This is a genomic window from Ornithinimicrobium sp. (genome assembly GCF_035267225.1).
Taxonomy (GTDB): Bacteria; Actinomycetota; Actinomycetes; order Actinomycetales; family Dermatophilaceae; genus Ornithinicoccus.
This window is the reverse complement of the sequence record NZ_DATFMA010000068.1, coordinates 18,598-40,308: the sequence shown is the minus strand read 5'-3', so window position 1 is coordinate 40,308 and position 21,711 is coordinate 18,598. Positions and strand designations below refer to the sequence as shown.

The window sequence follows — 21,711 nt, the reverse complement described above, 5'->3', positions numbered from 1 at the left end:
ATCGAGGAGCTCTTTGAGATGGCTGGGGCACTGCGTACGACCATGGAATGGTTGGGGTTGGCCGAGGTCGAGGGTCGCTACGACTACGACGACCAGGACCACGACGCGCAGGACGCCCACCGTCAGTCCTCCGAGACCGAGCGGAGCCATCGCGAGCCTCCGGCGCGAGGGGCTGACGTCACTCCGCTGCCCCGGCGCACACCGGTGGCTCGGGTCGTCCAAGAGCCGGAGGCGAGCGAGTTGAACCGCATCACGACGATCCACCCCCGCACCTACAACGAGGCGAAGACCATCGGGGAGTCCTTCCGCGTCGGCACGCCGGTCATCATGAACCTCTCGGAGATGGAGGACGGGGACGCCAAGCGGCTGGTCGACTTCGCCGCCGGTCTGGCCTTCGGGCTGCACGGCTCCATCGAGCGCGTCACCAGCAAGGTGTTCCTGCTGTCTCCCGCACACGTCGAGGTCGAGGGCACCGCCGACGCCGGACGGGCCCAACAGGGTTTGTTCAACCAGAGTTGACACACTGACCCTATGGTCAGTCAGATCCTGGGTTTCGCCCTCTACCTCTACTTCATCGTCCTCATCGGGCGCCTGATCTTCGACTGGATCCAGGTCTTCTCCCGCGACTGGCGACCCAGCGGCGTGATCCTGGTCGTCGCCGAGTTCATCTACAGCCTGACCGATCCACCTCTGCGCGCCCTGAGGCGCGTCATTCCGCCGCTGCGGCTGGGCGGAGTAGCCCTGGACCTGGCTTTCCTGGTGCTCATCATCGGTGTCAGCTTCGCGCGAATCCTGGTCAGCCAGATCCCATTCTGACTCCGCGAGAAAGAACACCGTCCAGCGCAAGGGTCCGTTAGGGTGTCCTGCATTGTGAAGCAGGACCGGCCGGGACCCCCACCGTCCGGCTACCGATCAGTCGAACGAGGTGCACCATGGCGTTGTCCCCTGAGGACGTCATCAAGAAGAGCTTTACGTCCACCCACCTCCGTCGCGGGTACGACGAGACCCAGGTCGACGACTTCCTCGACGAGGTCGTGGTCGAGCTGCGCCGGCTCAACTCCGAGCGCGTCACGCTGGAGAACGATCTGCAGGAGTGCCGCTCCGGGAAGGCGCCCGAAGACGGGTCGCGCTCGGCAGGCTCCGACTTCGAGAGCGACCCTGAGAGCGACCCTGAGAGCGACTCGGAGGCCTTGCAGTCGGAGAGGGAGGAGCTCGCCCGCGTCCGCCGTGAGCGCGACGAGCTCGTCGCCGAGCTGGACAGCCTGAACCAGCGGGTCGAGTCGAGCCGCGCCGAGGCAGACGCAGCCGAGCAGGAGGCGGCGGCGCGGATCGACGCCGCCAAGTCCGAGGTCGAACAGGCCGAGGCCTCCGGTTCGGAGAGCGACAGCAGCACGCGAGAGGCGCTCGAGGACGAGCTGAAGGTGCTGGAGCACCGGGTGGAGGAGGCCAGGGCCGAAGCCGAGCGCGCCGAGGCGGAGGCCCACGAGAAGGCGGCACAGGCCCAGGAGCGGCCGACCGAGGAGACCGCACCCAGCGATCAGGCGGCCGGCATCATCGCGTTGGCGCAGAGGGTGCACGACGAGCACGTCGCAGAAGGTGAGAGCACCAAGGCGCGGCTGGTCAGCGAGGCCGACGAGTACGCCGAACAGGTCACCACCCAAGCAGATGCCCGCAGCCGGGAGCTGACCGAGAGCGCCCAGCAGCAGCACGACGAGCTGCTTGCCTCCGGGCAGCAGCAGCATGACGAGCTGGTCCAGACCGGCCAGGGGCGTCACGACGAGCTGGTCAGCGAAGGGCAGGCGACCCACGACCGGCTGGTCGCCGAAGGGCAGGCGACCCACGACCGGGTGGTGGCCGAGGGTCAGAGCACCCACGACGCGCTGGTGCAGGACGGTCACGACACTCACGACCAGCTGATCGGCGAGGCCGAGCAGCGGCGGACCAACGTGCTCGGTGACCTGACGGAGCGGCAGGCCAGCCTCGCCTCGAGTATCGAGGAGCTGACGACTCGACAGAAGGAGGCACGAGCCCGGTTGCGCGCCATGCTTGCCGAGCAGCTCAGCACTCTCGAGGACGACTAGTCCTGCGCACGGCACTCCCTGGCCCCCGGCCCTGGCGTGGACCAGGCTCGTGCCTTATCCTCCGCTCACAGGGTCAGCGTTCCGCGGCCCGGAACCGAGTAGGGGTGGCGCGTGGTCAGCGAGCCGTCGTCAGAGTCAGCAACCGGAACCGTCGAGGACACCGGGGTCCCGGTGCTGTCGGACGAGGATCCATGGACGAGTGAGGAGCTGGCTGCGGTCCGCGACGAGCTGGTCGGGGACAACGCGCGTCTCGCCGACGAGCTCGCCGAGGTCGAGCACGACCTGGTCGCCCTGATGCGGGAGTCGGGAGAAGGCTCCGGAGACGACCAGGCCGATGCCGGGGCGGCCACCTGGGAGCGGGAGCACGAGATGTCGTTGGCCAACAACGCGCGTGCCCTCATGCAGCAGACGGAGCACGCCATCGAGCGCATCGACGACGGTGACTACGGGGTGTGCGAGTCGTGCGGCCGTGCCATCGGCAAGCTGAGGTTGCAGGCGTTCCCGCGGGCCACGCTGTGCTTGAAGTGCAAGCAGCGGCAGGAACGACGCTGAGCCAGCCCTCGCGCCGGCCCGCCTCACCCGGCACCCTGTGGTGGACGGTGGCCCTGGCCGGTGGGTGGATCGCCCTGGACCAGGCCACGAAGCACTGGGCGGTAGAGGCGCTGACCGGCGCGCAACCCGTGCCGGTCGTCGCAGACTGGTTCCAGCTGCGCCTGGTCTACAACTCGGGGGCGGCCTTCTCGCTCGGCACCGGAAGCACGTGGGTGTTCACCCTCCTCGCCTCCGTCGTGGTAGCGGTCCTGCTCTGGAACCTGCCCCGGGTGACGCACCGAGGGTACGCCGTGGCCGTGGGTCTGCTCATCGGAGGCGCAGGGGGCAACCTGGTCGACCGGCTGATCCGGGAGCCGGGCTTCGGCCGCGGCGAGGTGGTGGACTTCTTCGCTCTGCCGAACTTCCCCGTGTTCAACGTGGCCGACATCGGCATCACCAGCGCGGCGCTGCTGATCGGCCTGTTGGCCTTGCGGGGCGAGGACTTCACCGATGTCGGCTCGGCCGCCCCAGGGTCAGGCCCGCAGTCAGCCGTCCGCAACGGGGAGCCCACGTGAGGCCGCAGGAGGTGCGGACCCGCGTGCCCGAGGGACTGGAGGGTGAGCGTGTGGACACCGCGGTCGCGCGCATGCTGGGGCTCTCTCGCAGCAAGGCGGCGGACCTGGCGGGGGGCGGGGCCATCCTGCTGGACGGACGGGCCGCCGGGAAGTCGGACCGGGTCGTCGCCGGCGCGTTCGTCGAGGTGACCCTCTTCACGCCCGCACCTGAGCCGGTGCGGGTGGTGCCCCGGCCCGTCCCCGACCTGACGGTGGTGTACCACGACCAACACATCGTGGTGGTCGACAAGCCACCGTTCGTGGCCGCACATCCCAGTGTCGGCTGGGACGGGCCGGATGTGCTGGCCGGGCTGGCCGACGCCGGGTACCGGATCTCCACCTCCGGCGCAGCGGAGCGTCAGGGGGTCGTGCAGCGTCTCGACGTGGGCACCAGCGGGCTCATGGTCGTGGCGGCCTCGGAGCGGGCGTACACCCTGTTGAAGCAGGCGTTCCGCGACCGCGAGGTCAGCAAGACCTACCACGCGTTGGTCCAGGGACTCCCGGACCCCCACGAGGGGACCATCGACGCACCGATCGGCCGGCATCCCGGGCACGACTACCGCTTCGCCGTCATGAACAGCGGCCGCCCGAGCCTGACCCATTACACCCTGCTCGAGGCATACCGCTCCGCCAGCCTGCTCCAGGTGGAGCTCGAGACCGGGCGGACGCACCAGATCCGGGTGCACTTCTCGGCCTTGCGCCACCCCTGCTGCGGCGACCTCACCTACGGAGGAGACCCCTCGCTGGCTGCTCGGCTCGGCCTGAAGCGGCAATGGCTGCACGCGACGTCGCTGAGCTTCACCCACCCCGGAACCGGCGACCCGGTGCGCTTCGAGAGCGACTACCCGAACGACTTGCGCCGGGCCCTCGAGCGCCTCTCCGGCTGAGACGACACACGCCAGGCTCTGGGCGTGGTCTGTCCGAGCGGAGACCTAAGATCGAGGCGATGCCAGCGACGTCCAGCCCCGCACAGAGCTTCGTTCACCTCCACAACCACACCGAGTACTCGATGCTCGACGGCGCGGCCCGGATCGACCAGATGTTCGCCACCGCAGCCGAGTACGGGATGCCGGCGATCGCAACCACCGACCACGGCTACGTCTTCGGGGCCTACGAGTTCTGGGCGGCGGCGCGCGCCCACGACGTCAAGCCCATCATCGGTGTCGAGGCCTACGTCACTCCGGGAACACACCGCAGCGACAAGACCCGGGTGAAGTGGGGCGACGGCGGCCGTGACGACGTCTCCGGCGGCGGCGCCTACACGCACATGACTCTGCTCGCCCGCACGAACGACGGCCTGCACAACCTGTTCCGGCTCTCCTCGCTGGCTTCGCTGGAGGGCTACTACTTCAAGCCGCGGATGGACCGTGAGCTGCTCTCGCGGTACGCCGGGGGCCTGGTCGCGACGACCGGGTGCCCGTCGGGGGAGGTGCAGACCCGCTTGCGGCTCGGGCAGTACGACCGGGCCCGTCAGGCCGCCGCCGACTTCCGGGACATGTTCGGCCCGGAGAACTACTACTGCGAGCTCATGGACCACGGCATCGAGATCGAGCGGCGCGTCCAGCGCGACCTGCTCGCCCTGGCCAAGGACCTCGACCTGCCCCTGGTGGCCACCAACGACCTGCACTACACCCGGCAGGAGGACGCGAAGGCGCACGCGGCGCTGCTGTGCGTGCAGTCCGGCTCGACCATGCAGGACCCGAACCGGTTCAAGTTCGACGGCGACGGCTACTTCCTGAAGACGGCGGCGCAGATGAGGCACCTGTGGCGGGAGCTGCCCGAGGCTTGTGACAACACGCTGCGCATCGCCGAGCGGTGCAACGTCTCGTTCACCGAAGGGGAGGGTCGGTACATGCCCCGGTTCCCCTGCCCCGAGGGCGAGGACGAGACGAGCTGGTTCATCCGGGAGGTCGAGGTCGGTCTGACCCAGCGCTTCGGCTCCGGTGTCCCCGACTACGCCCGGAGGCAGGCGGAGTACGAGACACGGGTGATCGTCGACAAGGGGTACGCCGGCTACTTCCTCGTCGTCGCCGACTTCATCAACTGGGCCAAGCGCAACCGGATCCGGGTGGGGCCGGGCCGGGGCTCGGGGGCGGGCTCGATGTGCGCCTACGCGATGGGCATCACCGACCTCGACCCGGTGCCGCACGGGCTGATCTTCGAGCGCTTCCTCAACCCGGAGCGCATGTCCATGCCGGACTTCGACGTCGACTTCGACGACCGCCGACGCGGTGAGGTGATCCGGTACGTCAGCGAGAAGTACGGCGAGGACCGGGTGGCCATGATCGTCACCTACGGCACGCTGAAGGCGAAGGCGGCACTGAAGGACTCGGCCCGCGTGCTGGGCTATCCGTTCGCCATGGGGGAGCGGTTGACCAAGGCCATGCCTCCGGCCGTCATGGGCAAGGACATCCCGTTGTCGGGGATCCACGACCCCGAGCACAAGCGCCACGCGGAGGCCGAGGAGTTCCGCGAGCTGCTGCGCACGGACAGCGAGGCGTCCGAGGTCTTCGAGACCGCCCAGGGCGTGGAGGGGCTCAAGCGACAGTGGGGCGTGCACGCCGCGGGTGTGATCATGTCCAGCGAACCCCTGATCGACATCATCCCGATCATGCGGCGCGAGGCGGACGGCGCGATCATCACCCAGTTCGACTACCCGTCGTGCGAGACCCTCGGCCTGGTCAAGATGGACTTCCTCGGCCTGCGCAACCTCACGGTGCTGGACGACGCCATCGCGGGCGTGGAGATGAACCGTTCGGAGACCGTCGACCTCGACGCGCTGAGCAGGGACCTCACCGACCAGCCCACCTACGACCTGTTGTCCGCCGGCGACACGCTCGGGGTGTTCCAGTTCGACGGCGGCCCGATGCGCCAGCTGCTGCGACTGATGCAGCCGGACAACTTCGAGGACATCTCGGCCGTGGGAGCGCTGTACCGGCCCGGGCCGATGGGCGCGAACAGCCACGTCAACTACGCCTTGCGCAAGAACGGCAAGCAGGAGGTGAGCTATCCGCACCCGGAGCTGGCCGAGGCCCTGGAGCCGATCCTGGGGACCACCCACGGGCTGATCGTCTACCAGGAGCAGGTGATGGAGATCGCCCAGAAGCTGGCCGGCTACACGCTCGGCAAGGCCGACCTGCTGCGCCGGGCGATGGGCAAGAAGAAGCGTGAGGTGCTGGACGCCGAGTACGTCGGCTTCGAGCAGGGCATGCTCGACCGCGGCTTCTCCGCGGCGGCGGTCAAAGCGCTGTGGGACGTGCTGGTGCCCTTCTCGGACTACGCGTTCAACAAGGCTCACTCGGCGGCCTACGGCCTGGTCTCGTACTGGACGGCCTACCTCAAGGCGAACTACCCCGCCGAGTACATGGCCGCGCTGCTGACCAGCGTGCGGGACGACAAGGACAAGACCGCGGTCTACCTGGGTGAGTGCCGGCGTATGGGCATCGCGGTGCTGCCCCCCGACGTGAACGAGTCGATCTCCAACTTCGCCGCCGTCGGTGGCGACATCCGCTTCGGGCTGGCGGCCGTCCGCAACGTGGGCCGCAACGTCGTCGAGGCCATCTACCAGGCCCGGCAGGACAAAGGCGCCTTCACCTCCTTCGAAGACTTCCTGCGCAAGTGCCCGGCCGTCGTGTGCAACCGGCGGACGGTGGAGTCGCTGGTCAAGGCCGGTGCTTTCGACTCGCTCGGGCACCCCCGCCAGGGTCTGGTCAGTGTGCACGAACGCTACGTCGAGGCATTGGCGGAGGAGAAGAAGCAGGAGGCGATCGGGCAGGACTCCCTGTTCGCCGGGCTCGCCGGCTCGGGCGAGGGCGCCGTGCAGCTCGTCTCGCTGCCACCGGTGCCGGACACGGAGTGGGACAAGCAGGTGCTGCTCGCGTTCGAGCGCGAGATGCTCGGTCTGTACGTCTCGGACCACCCGCTGAACGGCATCGAGCACATCCTGGCCCAGCACACCCAGACGCCCATCGTGAGCCTGAGCACCGAGGAGGGCCCGGCCGACGGCGACTTCGTCACGCTGGCCGGTCTGATCACGGGGCTGAGCCTCAAGCGCACCAAGAACGGCGACCCGTACGCGCGCGTGGTGCTGGAGGACATGGCCGGCTCGGTCGAGGCCGTCTTCTGGCCCAAGACGTACATGACCGTCTCGACGATGCTGGCTGAGGACACCGTCTGCGTGATCCGCGGCAAGCTGAAGAAGGGTGAGGACGGCGTCGAGGTGATCGCCCAGGACCTCACGCTGCCCGAGATCAAGACCGGCCCGCGGGGCCCGGTACTGGTCACGCTGCCCCTGGGTCGGGCCACAGACACCCTGGCGCACAGCCTCAAGGAGGTGCTGCGCGAACACCCCGGCCGGACCGAGGTGCACGTCAAGCTGACGCAGCCCGGGCGCTCGGTGCTGTTCCAGCTGGAGGAGTCGCTGCGAGTGACCGCGTCGGCGGAGCTGTTCGGCGACCTCAAGGCCTTGCTGGGCCCCGCCAACGTCTCTTAAGTGGTCTAGCGTGAGCGGTGTGACCTCACCGTCCACCCGACCCCCGCAGGCTCGCCGCGTCGAGTCCTGGCGCACGCACCACGGGGAGGCCGTGCCCGATCCGTACGAGTGGATGCGTGACAAGTCCGACCCTGAGCTGCTCGCCCACCTGGAGGCCGAGAACGCCCATACCGAGGCGATGACCGCGCATCTCGATGGCCTGCGGGCCGACATCTTCGCCGAGATCAGCGCCCACACCCAGCAGAGCGACCAGTCGGTGGCGGTGCGCCGCGGCGCGTGGTGGTACTACACCCGGACCGTCGAGGGTCAGCAGTACCCGATCTTCGCGCGCATCGCGCTGGCTCACACGCCGCAGCGTCCCGCGCCCTCCAGCGAGTACGCGCTGGCAGGGGAGGAGATCCTCCTCGACGCCAACGTCGAGGCCGCCGGTGCCGACTTCTTCTCTCTGGGCGCGCTCGAGGTCTCCCCGGCTGGGTCGCTGCTGGCCTACGCCGTCGACCAGAGCGGCGACGAACGTTTCGACGTCAGGGTCCTCGACATCAGCACCGGCCAGCGGGTCGAGGAGGCCGTGCGCGACACGGGTTACGGGCTGGTGTGGTCCTGGGAGGGCGACTACCTGTTCTACACCCGCGTGGACGACGCCTGGCGCCCTTACCAGGTCTGGCGCCATCGCGTGGGCGGGCCGGCGGAAGAGGACGTGCTGGTGCTCGAGGAACCCGACGAGCGCTTCTGGGTCGGTCTGGGCGGCTCGCGCGACGACCGCCTCGTGACCGTCAGCCTGGCCAGCAAGAACACCTCGGAGTGGTGGATCCTGCCCGCGGACGCACCCACCGCCGCCTTCCGGTGCGTGGCCGCCCGCGAGGAGGGCGTCGAGTACGATCTGGAGCCCGCGGCCGAGGGGCTGTGGGTCGTGCACAACCGCACCCACCCGGACTTCGAGCTCGCCTGGGCGCCGCCGGAGGCGACCTCGGCCATGGACTGGCACACCGTGCGCTCTGGCGCGGCGGGTGAGCGGGTCACCGGAGTCGACGCCTTCGCCGACCACCTCGCCATCTCGGTGCGTCGCGACGGGCTCGCCGAGGTGGACATCTTGGAGCTCTCGCAGGGCCAGCCCCGGGCCGGGGCCGCTGCCTGGCCGGTGTCCTGGGATGAGCCGATCCGTACCATCGAGGTCGGCGCCAACCCCGAGTTCGACTGCGACACCCTGCTGGTGCACGTCGAGTCCATGCTCACGCCCCCCTCGGTCTACGAGGTGGACCTGAGCTCCGGCGAGCGCACTCTGCTCAAGCAGCGCCCGGTCCCTGGTGGCTACGACCCCGCGCAGTACCGGCAGGAGCGGCTGTGGGCGACCGCGGACGACGGCACCAGGATCCCGATCTCCGTGGTGGCGCTGGCTGACGTCGCCTCCGAGGGCAACGCCCCGGGGTTGCTCTACGGGTACGGGGCCTACGAGATCTGCGTGGACCCGGGGTTCTCCGCTGCCCGCTTGTCCTACCTGGACCGGGGTGTGGTCTACGCCGTGGCTCACGTCCGCGGCGGGGGCGAGCTCGGCCGGACCTGGTACGAGCAGGGACGGATGGAGCACAAGGAGAACACGTTCACCGACTTCGTGGCCTGCGCCGACCATCTGTTGGCTTCGGGGTGGGTGGCGCCGGGCCGGTTGGCGGCCGAGGGCGGGTCGGCGGGGGGCCTGCTGATGGGGGCGGCGGTCAACATCGCGCCGGACCGGTTCCGGGCCGTTCATGCCGCTGTGCCCTTCGTCGACGCCTTGAACACCATCCTGGACCCGTCCCTACCGCTCACGGTTGTCGAGTGGGAGGAGTGGGGTGACCCTCTGCACGACGAGCAGGTGTACGAGCGCATGCGCCGCTACACGCCGTACGAGAACGTCGGGAGCGGCGAGTACCCGGCGATTCTCGCCACGACCGGCCTGAACGACACCCGCGTCTACTACGTCGAGCCGGCGAAATGGGTGGCGCGGCTGCGCGAGCGGGTGAGCAACGACCCACGACAGCGCCCGCTGCTGCTCAAGACCGAGATGGTGGCCGGCCACGGCGGCAAGACCGGACGTTACGACGTCTGGCGCGACACGGCCTTCGAGATGGCTTTCCTGCTGGACCAGATCGGGGCGGTCGCGCTGCGCGAGCAGGCGTAGTCGTGGCAGGGTAGGGCCATGTCAGAAGCGATCACCGTTGTCCTGTTCGGAGCCACCGGAGACTTGGCCAAGCGCAAGCTGCTGCCGGGACTGCTGCACCTACACCAAGCAGAGCTGCTCGAGGACCTGCGCGTCGTCGGTACCTCGTTGGAGAACATGACCATCGACGAGTTCCGCGACCTGGCCAAGAAGGCGTGCAAGGAGTTCAGCACCCGTGCGACCGACGACGAGTCGCTGAACGACTTCATCAAGCGGATCGACTACGTTCCGCAGACCGCGGGCGCCTCGGCTCTGGGCAAGAAGGTGAAGAAGCACGAGAAGGAGATGCACGGCGACAAGGTGCGCCGGCTGCACTACCTCTCGGTGCCGCCCAAGGCGGCGCTCGAGGTGGTGCAGATGCTCCACGACGCAGATCTGGTGGAGCGCAGCCGGATCGTCATGGAGAAGCCGTTCGGCACGGACCTGGCCTCGGCCAAGTCCCTGAACGCGCGGCTGCACGAGGTGTTCAACGAGGACCAGATCTTCCGCATCGACCACTTCCTCGGCAAGGAGGCGGCCCAGAACATCCTGGCCTTCCGCTTCGCCAACGGCCTTTTCGAGCCGATCTGGCATCGCAACCACATCGACCACATCCAGATCGACGTCCCCGAGACCCTGGGCCTGGAAACCCGGGCCGGTTTCTTCGAAGGCACCGGCACCTACCGCGACATGGTGGTCACCCACCTGTTCCAGATTCTCGCCTTCACCGCGATGGAACCCCCCACCGCTCTGGAGCCGCACGCGATCAGCGAGGAGAAGAACAAGGTCTTCCGCTCCATGATGCCCATCGACCCCAAGCACGTGGTCCGCGGCCAGTACACCGGGTACCTCGACGAGCCAGGGGTAGACCCGGAGTCGGACACCGAGACGTTCATCGCCGTGAAGTGCTTCATCGACAACTGGCGCTGGGCCGGCATCCCCTTCTTCCTGCGCACCGGCAAGAAGATGGCCGAAGGGGCGCGGATCATCTCCATCGCCTTCCGCGAGCCGCCCAAGTCGATGTTTCCCGAGGGTTCGGGGGTCGGCGACCGCGGCCCCGACCACCTGACCTTCGACCTGGCCGACCGGACCCGGATGTCGCTGTCGTTCTACGGCAAGAAGCCCGGGCCCGGGATGAAGCTGGACAAGCTTTCCATGCAGTTCTCGATGCAGGACACGGACTGGTCAGGGGCGGTGCTGGAGGCGTACGAACGCCTGATCTACGACGCGGCACGCGGAGACCGGACGTTGTTCACCACGGCGCAGGGCATCGAGCGACTGTGGGAGATCTCGGAGAAGCTGCTGCAGGACCCACCGGTCGTGCGTCCGTACGAAGAAGGCTCGTGGGGACCGAACCAGGTGCATCAGCTCGTGGCGCCGTTCACCTGGCGGCTGCCGTTCGAGCGCAAGTGGCGTACCAACAAGCCCGCCGACGACTGACAGGTCGGGTAGGACGTGCGGGTGCTCGCGTTGCCCGGCTGAGCACTCGCGGCCTCAGACCGAGCAGGTGGGGGCCTCGTCCAGGTCCGCGACGGCGGCCTCGTAGGGCTTCATCGCCGTCGGGGCCTGCCTCACCATGGAGCGCCAGCGCTCATAGTAGACGTCCGGGTCGATCTCGTCCTTATGACGCATCATCTCCAGATGCTCCGACCAGTCGCCGTTCACCTCGGTTCCGGTCGCGACCACTCCCTCAAGGGCCTCGGCGCGATCCAGGCACCGCTGTGCCGTCTGCGACCACTCGTCGGGCAAGTCCGCCACGGACACCTCGGAGCACGCCCCCTCGAAGTCGGAGTACTCTGCGGCCGCGGCGCTCACCGTCTCGATATCGTCCTGACCCCGCGCCTTGGACTCGGCGAACTCGGCTTCGGCCTGCTCCAGGCTGATCTTGCCGTCGTTGTAGCGCACCGAAGCGGTGTAGTGCTGCTTCCAGTTACTGGCCGAGGCGGCGGTAGCCGCGGCCCAGGCGTTGCCTGCCGCGACCCGGGCGTGACACTGCGCGAGCGCCTCGGGTGCGTTCTCGTCCTGCGGCTCCTGCTCAGTGCGGGCATCCGAGCCTGACTCTGCATCGTCGACGTCGTCCGGGGCGCTGGACTCCTGCGAGCTCTCACCGCCACCCATGTCCGGCTGTTCCTGCTCGCCGTCGCCGTCCCCGTTGCCGTCGTTTCCGGAGCTTTGGCCCGAGCCCTCCGAAGCCGCCTGGTTCTGTGAGCCTGCGTCGTCCGAGACCACCAGGCTGCGCACCCCCCACCCGACGAGCACGAGCGCCACCACGGCGATCACCGAGAAGATGGCGATACCGGCCCCACCTCTCGCGCCGGTGCCGACATCGCTACTGTGCCTTCCCATATGCCGTATGTTGACAGACCGGCTTGAGGATTTACCAACGGCCTATCCGCTCTAAATCGACGCCTGACTGTCAAGCGTCCAGACTACGGTGATGCAACCCTGCTCGTTCTGTGCTCTCGTCGCCGGTGACCGGCCGGGCGCGTGGGTGGCGTGGTCCGAGTCGGCGGTGGCGTTCCTCGACCACCGCCCCCTGTTCAAGGGTCATACCCTCGTCGTACCCCGCGCACACGTCGAGACGTTGGCGGATCTCCCGCCGGGGCAGATCGAGCCGTTCTTCAGCCTGGTCCGGGATCTGTCGCGCGCCGTGGTGACCGGCCTGGGAGCTCAGGGCTCGTTCGTCGCGATGAACAACACGGTGAGCCAGTCGGTGCCGCATCTGCACGCTCACGTCGTCCCGCGCACCAAGGGTGACGGCCTGCGTGGCTTCTTCTGGCCCCGCGTGCGCTACGAAGAGGGTGAGATGGCCGAGTACGCCTCCCGGGTGCGTGCCGCCTCGGGGGACCACGGCAGGCATCAGGGGCAGTGACCGGTGCCCCTCAGCCCGGTGTCTGACGGAGCTGGCGCACCTCGGCCCGCAGGTCCTCGATGGTCTGGGCGAGCGCAGAGATGTCTTTCGCGGTCGCGACCTGTGCCTGATCGGTGGAGTCCGCGACCTTCTCCAACAGCCACGACGACAGGCTGGCGGTGACGATGCCGAGTAGAGCGATGCCGCACAGCATGAGACCCAGGGCAAACAGGCGCCCTTCGTAGGTGACGGGGTAGAAGTCTCCGTACCCGACGGTGGTCACGGTCACGAAGGCCCACCACAAGGCGTCCTGCCAGGTGCTGATGTTGCCGCCGGAGGCCCCCCGCTCGGCGTCCAGCACCGCCAGACCCGAGATGGAGATGACCAGCGTCGTGCTGACCAGGACGTAGGTGGCGACATGGCCGCGCAGCTTCTGGCCGCCCTGCTGGTGGATGAGCATGAGAGCCGAGACCAGCCGCAGCGGCCGTAGAGCCGGCATGGTGACCGCAGCCAGGTCGATGAGGTTCTGCCGCACGAAACGCAGGCGATGCTCGGCGATGGCCAGACGGATGGCGTAGTCCGCAGCGAAGACCACCCACACGATGTCCTGCACCAGTCGGCACAGTGCACGGAGCCCGGCGGGGGCGCCGGGGGCCACGATCGGAATGGCGTATGCGACCAGGAACACCAGCGCCAGCACCATCAGACTGCTCCGGGTCCTGCTTTCCCACTTCTCCAAGCGCGTCATGCAGGCAGCATGGCAGTGCGCTGGCCTGGGGGCCGCGTGGTGGGAGCACGGCGAAGTCAGGCGCGCCCGGGAAGGCGTGACCGGAGCACCGGGGGCCTCCGACGGCTTGGGGTCGATATCACCGTGTGCGTACACTTGAAGGCTGCCGGCGCCGCCCACCGCCCTCACCTGCGGTTCGTCCCCATGTTCGCCAAGGAGCCCCCGACGATGTACAGCCCTGTCCTGACGCTGGCTGCCCGGCGCGGGTGGATCCCGTCGGCCCGGCTTCTTATCGTGGCGCTGAGCCTGGCCGTCGCGCTGGTCTCGGCGGTGGCAGCGCCGGCGCTGGCCCACACCGACCTGGAGTCGACCACACCCGCCGACGGCGCCAGCGTCGGGGAACCGGTGGACGAGGTGACGTTGACCTTCACCCTCCCCGTCACACAGCTCGGCGACGGGGTCAGCCTGGAGGGCCCCGAGGGTGGGGTGCCGTTGGAGGTCAGCGCGGCCCGAGAGGGTGTCGAGTGGACGGCCGAACCGCGCGAGCCGCTGGAGGCCGGGACCTACACCGGTGAGTGGACGGTGGCCGCGGAGGACGGGCACCCGCTCAGTGGTGACTTCACCTTCACCGTCAGGACCGACGGCGTCAGCGACGGCGTCGCCACCAGTGAGGGCCAGCCCACCCCCGGCTCGGACGGCGAGACCGATGACGGCTCGACCACCTCGGCGAGCGAGGAGAGTGAGGACAGCGAGGAGGAGTCACGCTCCGCGATCGCTGAATGGGTGACGCGACTCGCCAGCGCGGCAGCCCTGTGGGGTGGCCTGGTCGCCGCCGGGGCATTGGTCCTCGGAACGTGGGTCCTCACCGGTCGAGACCGCGTAGACCGCCCCGTGGTCGCCCGGGTCATGCGGGGGTCCGCGGTGCTGGTGCTGCTCGCGCTGGTGGTGCGCGTCATGGCGCGAGCGGTCTTGGTGAGCCAAGGGGAGCCGACAGCGGCGGTGTCTGCGGAGGCCATCGGCGCCTCGTTGACCGGCACGACACGCTGGGTGCTCGGGCTGCAAGCTCTGGGCGCCGTCCTCGTGCTTGCCGGGGCGCGACCCCGCCTGCAGTGGGCGTGGCTGGCCGGTGCCGGCCTCCTCGTCCTGGGGGCGGGCCACATCCTGGCCGGTCACAGCAACACCGTCGAGCCGCGCTGGCTGGTCCTGACGGCCGACATCGCCCACCTGGTGGCTGCGGCCGTATGGGTCGGTGGCGTCGTCACGCTGGGTGTCCTGCTGCGGCACCGCCGCCGTCACGGTCGGCCCCTGGATGCGGCCATCCTGGGCGCTCGCTATTCGGTGGTGGCCGCTGCCTCGGTCGCAGTCGTCGGCATCGCGGGCGTGATCCTGACCCTGACCATCCTGGACCGTTTCGACCAGCTGTGGGAGACCACCTGGGGTCTGCTTCTGCTGGGCAAGGTCGCGGTGGTGGCCGTCGTCGGCGCGATCGGCGCCTACAACCACCTGCGGCTCGTGCCTTCGCTCGCGAACACCACCGAGCCTGAGGGGCACGACGGTTCCGACCGGCTGCGACGCTCGACCACGTTCGAGACCGTACTCATGGCCGGCGTCGTGCTGCTGACGGCCTGGTTGGTCGCGGCCGCGGTCGGCGTCTGAGCGAGAGGAGGCCGGAGCGTAGACCTCTGCGCTCTCGGATGTGAGTGATGCCCGGCGGCCTCTTCGGGCTCGTCGCCGCGCAGCTGGTTGTCGTCGCTGGGGCGGGGCAGTGGTCTCCCTCGTCGGTCCCCGGCCTGTGGGCGGCTGCAGCCGCACCTGCCTCGTCCCCTGTCTCAAACCCTGCTCAGCGGCGTTCCGACCGACTTCAGCGCGCACACCAGCAGAGTCGTGACGCCGACTCCGGCCAGGAGGGCGAGACAGAAACCGGTGACGTCCCCGACCGAGAACAGCGCGAGGAACCCGCCGTGGGGCGCTCTCGAGGTCACACCCAGAGCCATGGACACCCCTCCGGTGACCGCGCTGCCGGTCATGATGGCCGGGATGACCCGTAGCGGGTCTGCAGCGGCGTAGGGGATGGCGCCCTCGGTGATGAAGACGGCACCGAGGGCAGCCGCGGCCTTACCGGTCTCTCGCTCCTGGGAGGTGAACAAGGACGGACGGACTCGGGTGGCCACCGCCAGCGCCAGGGGAGGCGTCATGCCCGCCAGCATGACCGCTGCCATGACCTGAAGCTGAGGCGAGTCGCCAGCCAGGGTGACGGCGCCGGAGACTCCGGTCACCGCGAACGTGTACGCCGTCTTGTTGAGCGGGCCCCCGATGTCGAAGGCCATCATGAGGCCGAGAACGACACCCAGCACGACGAGCGACCCACCGCTCAGGCCGTTGAGCCCCTCGGTGACGGACCGTGTCACCGTGGACAGAGGCCGGTTGATCGCCGCGATCATGAGCGTTCCGCAGATGGCGGTCGTGACCAGCGGGACGAGCATCACGGGTCGCAAGCCGCGTGCCCACGGGGGAAGGGTCCATCTGCCCACCCAGTTGGCGACGACGCCCGCCATCACGCCGCCCACGATGGCGCCCAGGAAGCCGGACTGAGCTGAGCCGGAGCCGACGAGGTCGACCGCGAGTGCCCCCATGACGAAGCCGGGCGCGATGCCCGGCCGGTCGGCGATCGCGTAGGCGATGTACCCAGCCATGGCCGGAACGAACAGCGTGAAGGCGGTGGTGCCCAGGATGGAGAACATCGCCCCGAGGTAGGCCATCATCGGGCTGTCGAAGGCGACGTGGCCCAGCCCGAGCCGGGCCGGGTCCGGCAGGTCGACGAGGTCGTACCGGTTGACGATGTCGCGGGCCGAGTCAGCGATGTCGTACCCCCCGAGCAGGTATCCCAACGCGATGAGGAGGCCGCCACCGGCCACGAAAGGGATCATGTAGGACACGCCGGTCATGAGCACTCTGCGCGCCCGGCCGCCCCAGCTCTCGCCCGCAGCCCGACCGCTCGCCGGTGAGGTCGGGTGGGGAGGCTGCTCGGAGCCCAGAGCCGTCTCCAGCTGCTGCACGGCGTCGGCGGAGGTCTCGGCGTGACGCAGGGCCGCACTGACCTCGGGCTGGCTGAGGACCTCGGTCAGGTGAGGGAGGAGCTGCCGGCCGCTGACTTCGTCCTCGACGGGTACCGCGAGCAGCACCACCAGATCGGCGGGGGAGCCGTCCGGGCCGAACGAGACCGGGGTGGTGAGGCGAACCAGGGCCAGAGTCGCGGTCGAGACCGCCGCGGACCGGACGACGAGCAGGGCGTTGCCGTGCGGGTTGTCCGGCAAGACGGGCTCGGCCTGGTCCATGGCGTCGGACGTCAGTGCGCCGACGTCAGAGCAACGGTCACCCTGGCCGGTGATGTCGGCGAGCATCCGCAGCACGGCGGCCTCGTGTCCGAGACTCTCGTCCAGCCGGATGAGGTCGGGGCGGAGAAGCGTGGGCATGGCGGCCTTTCGCAGGTAGGGGCTGGTCCGACGGCGGACCGGGGGCCGAGGAGAGGGTCGGCCTCGTGGACTGCTCGGGGTCTAGTACGGGAAGGTGTCACTGATCGGAGCGGGGATGTGCTGCGCCGCGACACCGGGGGAGCGGTGCGGTGCGCCCTGGCCTACCGAGCGGGCTTCGCCCTCGGGCTGGTCGAGGAGCTGCCGCAGCGAGTCGGCATGAGCCCGCATCGAGCGCTCACCGGTGCGAGCCAGAACGCCGATGCCGGCACGGGCCTGCTCACGCAGCGCCGATGCGACCGAGAGCCGACCCTGCAGCCGTCGTTCCACCGCCGTGGCGAGACCGGCCACGCACAGGACGAGGCCGGCGACGGCGACGAGCGCGGCTCTCAGGCCCCAGGTCTCGGCGAGCATCCCGATGACCGGAGGGCCGCCGAGGAGACCCGTGTAGCCCACCGTGGAGGCCCGCGCCACACCACGGGTGCCGGCGAGCAGACCCGCGCGGCCGACGGCCAGCGGGAAGACGTTGGCGACACCCAGACCCGCCAAGAGGAAACCGATGATCGCCACGGTGGTGCTGGGAGCAAGAGCGGCGGTCAGCATCCCCGCCGCACCGAGCGCGGCTCCCCAGACGAGCACGGTGGCGTCGTCGAACCGGATGACGAGCCGGCGGCCCGCCAGGCGTGCCGACCCCATCGCCAGACTGAAGGCCGCGAACCCTGAGGCGGCCATCGTCGGTGACGCTCCCACCGTCTCGCGGAGGTGCAGTGATCCCCAGTCGGTCACCGCGCCCTCGGAGACCGCGGTGCAGGCCGCAGCGGCCCCCAACATCAGGACGAGGGGGCGTGCGTCGAGCAGGCCCCCGGTGGGGGACGAGCCCTCCCGGGTCTCGGCATCGAGGCCGGATGACGCCGGATGCCTCAGCACCGGGCGGACGGTGGTCGTCACCACGAGAGCGCCGACACCGACGAGACTGAGATGCACGGGCGGTGGGAGCAGACCGGCCACCACGCCGCCGAGCAGCGCTCCGCCCAGGCCTCCGAAGCTGAAGCAGGCGTGCAGCATCGACATGACGGGCCGCTGCGCGGCCTGCTGCATCTCGACCCCCAGGGCGTTGACGGCCACGTTGGCGCTGCCGGTGGCTGCGCCGAACACCACCAAGGCCGTGGTGAGGGACGACAGCGAGGTGGCCCACCCTGGCAACGCTACGACCAGGGACGACAGGGCCACGGTGATCAGGCTCACGCGGCCGGCGCCCCATCGCGCGGACCAGGAGCCGGCCAGCTGCATGCCGACCAGAGCACCACCGGCCATGCCGAGCAGCGCCAGTCCGAGCTCGGCGTGGTCGATCTGCGTCCGGACACTGACCGAGGGCACCACCGAGGCCCAGCTGCCCATGAGCACGCCGACGACGACGAACAGGGTCGCGGTGGCGCGGAGGGCCGCAGCTGGTGTGGATGGGTGGGGGCGCGCCGCACGACGGCGACGCATCGTAAAGCCCGAGAGATGAGGCACCGCGACGATCCTTCGCGTAGTGACGAGGCTGAGAGTGAGGTCGGCTGTGAGCTGTGACCTCGCAACCGAGAGTGGGGCGTCGTCGACCAAGGTAGATGGGAGTACAAATCCTCCCCGCGCATCAATGATGACTCATTCATGCGCCCTGTGCAAATAGCTGCGGATACTAGATGGGGGTCTGGCTACCGGGGTGACCGCCGGCGCGCCGCCCGCGGCGGACAGGCATCCTGGGGCGATGACCTCCTTCGCCGCGCCGGGCTCGAACCACGCCGGGGCTGCGGCTGCCCGCCACAGCCTCGGGCCGCGTCTCGCCGCTGCCCTGGTCATCTTCAGCTCGGCGTCAGTGCTGGTCGTCGAGCTGGTGGCGCTGCGGTTGCTGGCGCCGTACCTCGGGCTCACGCTGGAGACCAACACGCTGGTCATCGGCATCGCACTGACCGCGATCGCCGTCGGTGCCTGGGTGGGTGGGCGCCTGGCCGACCAGGGCAACCCGCGCCGCCTGCTGGGTCCGGCGCTGGGCGTCTCCGGGGCGGTGGTCGCCGTGACACCCGCGGCCGTGCGCGCGGCGGCCGAGCTCGCCCCGGCCGGCTTCCTGCCGGTTGCGATGGCCTGCATCCTGGTGCCGGGCGCCTTGCTGTCGGCGGTGACGCCGATCGTCACCACGCTGCGTCTCACCGACCTGGGTGAGACCGGCACCATCGTCGGTCGCTTGTCAGGGCTGGGGACAGCCGGTGCGATCGCCGGCACCGTGTTGACCGGCTTCGTGCTCATCTCCCGGGTGCCCGTCAGCACGATCATGGTCGCGCTTGGTCTGGCACTGCTCCTCGTCGCCGTGATGGTCGACTGGAGGGTCGGCGGCTGGAGCCGCCGAAGCCGGCTGCTGGTCGCGGGTGCGGTTGCCGTGGGCGGCCTGGGGGCTGCGGTGGCCCCGGGTGGGTGCGATGTCGAGACGACCTACCACTGCGCCGTGGTGGTGCCGGACCCCGGCAACCCCGACGGTCGCACCCTGGTGCTGGACGGAGTACGCCACTCCTACGTCGACCTCGCCGACCCCACCGAGCTCGAGTTCGACTACGTCCAGGCACTGGCTTCGGTCAGCGACGTCGCCTTCCCCGCCGGGGACCCTCTCTCGGCCCACCACCTGGGTGCCGGCGGCGTGACGTTCCCGCGCTATCTGGAGGAACAGCGGCCCGGCACCGAAAGCACCGTCTCCGAGATCGACGGTGCGGTGGTTGAGCTGGGTGTCGACGAGCTGGGGGTCCAGACGGATGAGGACCTCGAGATTCGAGTGGAAGACGCCCGGCTGGGGCTCGCCGAGCTACCGGCCGGCAGCCAGGATCTCGTCGTGGGCGATGCCTTCGGAGGCATCAGCGTGCCGTTCCACCTCGCTACGACGGAGATGATGGCCCAGATCCAGCGAACGCTCGCCGCCGACGGGATCTACGCTGCGAACCTGATCGACCATCCGCCGCTGGCGTTCGCGCGCGCCGAGACGGCGACCATCGCCAGCGTCTTCGATCACGTGGTGCTCCTCGCGCCTCCCGGCGTCATCGATGGCGCCGAGGGTGGCAACCTCGTCGCCGTCGGCTCTGACCTCCCGATCCCGACGGAGCGGATCGAGGCCCGGCTGGCCGAGCGCGGCTCGGACTGGCGAGCGCTCGAAGGGGAAGGGCTCACGGAATGGGTGGGCGACGCGCCGGTGCTCACCGACGACTACGCGCCGGTCGACCAGCTCCTCACGCCGTAGACGCGGGCGACAGCGAGGCCCTGACCCGCTGAGGTGCAGGTCAGGGCCTCGGAGGATGCTGGGTCGATCAGATGTCGAAGTACAGCTCGAACTCGTGGGGGTGCGGGCGCAGGCGGATCGGGTCGATCTCGTTGCCGCGCTTGTACTCGATCCAGGCGGCGATCAGGTCCTCGGTGAACACGTCGCCCTCGGTGAGGTAGGCGTGGTCGGCCTCCAAGGAGTCGAGCACGTCGACCAGCGAGGAGGGCACCTGAGCGATGCTCTCCAGCTCGGCCGGCGGCAGCTCGTACAGGTCCTTGTCGACCGGCTCCGGCGGCTCGATGCGGTTGCGGATCCCGTCCAGACCAGCCATCAGCTGCGCGGCGAAGCACAGGTAGGGGTTGGACGAGGGGTCGGGCACGCGGAACTCGACGCGCTTGGCCTTGGGGGAGTCACCGGTGATGGGGATCCGGACGCAGGCCGAGCGGTTGCGGGCCGAGTAGACCAGGTTGACCGGAGCCTCGAAGCCCGGCACCAGGCGGTGGTAGGAGTTCATCGAGGGGTTGGTGAAGGCCAGCAGCGAGGGGGCGTGGGTCAGTAGTCCGCCGATGTACCAGCGGGCCACGTCGGAGAGCCCCCCGTAGCCGGACTCGTCATAGAACAGCGGCTCGCCGTCCTTCCACAGCGACTGGTGGGTGTGCATGCCCGAGCCGTTGTCACCGAAGACCGGCTTGGGCATGAACGTCGCCGTCTTGCCCGCCCTCCAGGCGCTGTTCTTCACGACGTACTTGAACTTCATCATGTCGTCGCCGGCCAGAAGCAGGGTGTTGAACTTGTAGTTGATCTCTTGCTGGCCCGCGGTGCCCACCTCGTGGTGCGCACGCTCCACGGACAGGCCCACGTCGGCGAGCTTCAGGACGATCTCGTCACGGATGTCGGCGAAGTGGTCGACCGGCGGCACCGGGAAGTAGCCGCCCTTGTAACGCGGCTTGTACCCACGGTTGCCGCCCTCCTCGGAGCGGCCGGTGTTCCAGGCGGCCTCGACCGAGTCGATGTAGTAGTAGCTCGAGCTCTGCTTGGTCTCGAAGCGAACGTCGTCGAAGACATAGAACTCGGCCTCGGCGCCGAAGAAGGCGGTGTCGGCGATGCCGGTCGAGCGCAGGTACTCCTCGGCCTTGAGGGCGATCTGGCGCGGGTCGCGCTCGTAGGGCTCGTTCGTGAACGGGTCCACGATCGAGAAGTTCATGATCAGCGTCTTGTTGGTGCGGTACGGGTCGACGTAGGCGGTCGTCGGGTCCGGGATCAGCTTCATGTCGGACTCGTGGATGGCCTGGAAGCCACGGATCGAGGAGCCGTCGAACATCTGACCGGTGGTGAACGCGTCCTCGTCGAACGTCTCGGCGGGCACGTTGAAGTGCTGCATCACACCAGGCAGGTCGCAGAAGCGCACGTCCACGAACTTGACACCCTCGTCGCGGATGTAGGCGAGCGCCTCTTCAGCGTTGCTGAACATCAATCTTCCTCCGGATCT

The 21,711-nt window shown here is 69.2% G+C and carries 17 protein-coding genes; 12 read left to right on the top strand and 5 right to left on the bottom strand.

Annotated elements, in window-relative coordinates; translation table 11 throughout:
• Positions 1-18 precede the first annotated feature (18 nt).
• From VJ976_RS06080 to zwf, 9 genes are all read left to right on the top strand, one after another.
• Entirely contained in the window at positions 19-519 is a 501-nt protein-coding gene (locus tag VJ976_RS06080; protein ID WP_324099221.1) for a cell division protein SepF, read from the top strand.
• Between the two features lie 12 nt (positions 520-531).
• Entirely contained in the window at positions 532-816 is a 285-nt protein-coding gene (locus tag VJ976_RS06075; protein WP_324099220.1) for a YggT family protein, read from the top strand.
• Between the two features lie 116 nt (positions 817-932).
• On the top strand, positions 933-2,081 hold the full coding sequence (locus tag VJ976_RS06070) for a DivIVA domain-containing protein (protein WP_324099219.1): 1,149 nt from the start codon (positions 933-935) through the stop codon (positions 2,079-2,081).
• Positions 2,082-2,192: 111 nt separating this feature from the next.
• Positions 2,193-2,633 carry a TraR/DksA family transcriptional regulator gene (locus tag VJ976_RS06065; RefSeq protein ID WP_324099218.1) on the top strand — a complete coding sequence of 147 codons (441 nt, stop codon included), beginning with the start codon at positions 2,193-2,195 and terminating at the stop codon, positions 2,631-2,633.
• A complete protein-coding gene (gene lspA / locus VJ976_RS06060; RefSeq protein ID WP_324099217.1) occupies positions 2,606-3,187 on the top strand; it encodes a signal peptidase II in 582 nt (193 codons plus the stop codon). Before VJ976_RS06065 ends, lspA begins: the two co-directional genes overlap by 28 nt.
• A gap of 71 nt (positions 3,188-3,258) precedes the next feature.
• Complete coding sequence (locus tag VJ976_RS06055; protein WP_414693575.1) at positions 3,259-4,113, top strand: RluA family pseudouridine synthase; 855 nt, start codon at positions 3,259-3,261, stop codon at positions 4,111-4,113.
• A gap of 59 nt (positions 4,114-4,172) precedes the next feature.
• Positions 4,173-7,718 (top strand): DNA polymerase III subunit alpha, encoded by a 3,546-nt coding sequence (dnaE, locus tag VJ976_RS06050; RefSeq protein ID WP_324099215.1) that lies wholly within the window; start codon positions 4,173-4,175, stop codon positions 7,716-7,718.
• 19 nt (positions 7,719-7,737) lie between these two features.
• Positions 7,738-9,873 (top strand): S9 family peptidase, encoded by a 2,136-nt coding sequence (locus VJ976_RS06045; RefSeq protein WP_324099214.1) that lies wholly within the window; start codon positions 7,738-7,740, stop codon positions 9,871-9,873.
• An 18-nt stretch (positions 9,874-9,891) separates the two neighbouring features.
• Entirely contained in the window at positions 9,892-11,331 is a 1,440-nt protein-coding gene (zwf, locus tag VJ976_RS06040; protein WP_324099213.1) for a glucose-6-phosphate dehydrogenase, read from the top strand.
• Positions 11,332-11,385: 54 nt separating this feature from the next.
• Here zwf and VJ976_RS06035 read toward each other — a convergent pair whose 3' ends face one another.
• On the bottom strand, positions 11,386-12,237 hold the full coding sequence (locus VJ976_RS06035) for a hypothetical protein (protein WP_324099212.1): 852 nt from the start codon (positions 12,235-12,237) through the stop codon (positions 11,386-11,388).
• A 91-nt stretch (positions 12,238-12,328) separates the two neighbouring features.
• On the opposite strand from VJ976_RS06035, the gene VJ976_RS06030 reads away from it, so the two are divergent.
• A complete protein-coding gene (locus VJ976_RS06030) occupies positions 12,329-12,763 on the top strand; it encodes an HIT family protein (RefSeq protein WP_324099211.1) in 435 nt (144 codons plus the stop codon).
• Between the two features lie 10 nt (positions 12,764-12,773).
• On the opposite strand, the gene VJ976_RS06025 is transcribed toward VJ976_RS06030, so the two are convergent.
• Positions 12,774-13,490 (bottom strand): potassium channel family protein, encoded by a 717-nt coding sequence (locus VJ976_RS06025; RefSeq protein ID WP_324099210.1) that lies wholly within the window; start codon positions 13,488-13,490, stop codon positions 12,774-12,776.
• Positions 13,491-13,625: 135 nt separating this feature from the next.
• Between VJ976_RS06025 and VJ976_RS06020 the strand changes: the two genes are divergently transcribed.
• Positions 13,626-15,125 carry a copper resistance CopC/CopD family protein gene (locus VJ976_RS06020; protein ID WP_324099209.1) on the top strand — a complete coding sequence of 500 codons (1,500 nt, stop codon included), beginning with the start codon at positions 13,626-13,628 and terminating at the stop codon, positions 15,123-15,125.
• A 173-nt stretch (positions 15,126-15,298) separates the two neighbouring features.
• Here the strand turns inward: VJ976_RS06020 and VJ976_RS06015 are convergent, their stop codons facing one another.
• Both VJ976_RS06015 and VJ976_RS06010 read right to left on the bottom strand, forming a co-directional pair.
• Complete coding sequence (locus tag VJ976_RS06015) at positions 15,299-16,942, bottom strand: fructose-specific PTS transporter subunit EIIC (protein ID WP_324099208.1); 1,644 nt, start codon at positions 16,940-16,942, stop codon at positions 15,299-15,301.
• 81 nt (positions 16,943-17,023) lie between these two features.
• Positions 17,024-18,454, bottom strand: a complete 1,431-nt coding sequence (locus tag VJ976_RS06010; RefSeq protein WP_324099207.1) for an MFS transporter — start codon at positions 18,452-18,454, stop codon at positions 17,024-17,026.
• A gap of 235 nt (positions 18,455-18,689) precedes the next feature.
• Between VJ976_RS06010 and VJ976_RS06005 the strand changes: the two genes are divergently transcribed.
• Complete coding sequence (locus VJ976_RS06005; protein WP_324099206.1) at positions 18,690-20,201, top strand: fused MFS/spermidine synthase; 1,512 nt, start codon at positions 18,690-18,692, stop codon at positions 20,199-20,201.
• A 67-nt stretch (positions 20,202-20,268) separates the two neighbouring features.
• On the opposite strand, the gene glnA is transcribed toward VJ976_RS06005, so the two are convergent.
• Positions 20,269-21,693 (bottom strand): type I glutamate--ammonia ligase, encoded by a 1,425-nt coding sequence (gene glnA / locus VJ976_RS06000; RefSeq protein WP_324099205.1) that lies wholly within the window; start codon positions 21,691-21,693, stop codon positions 20,269-20,271.
• Positions 21,694-21,711 lie beyond the last annotated feature (18 nt).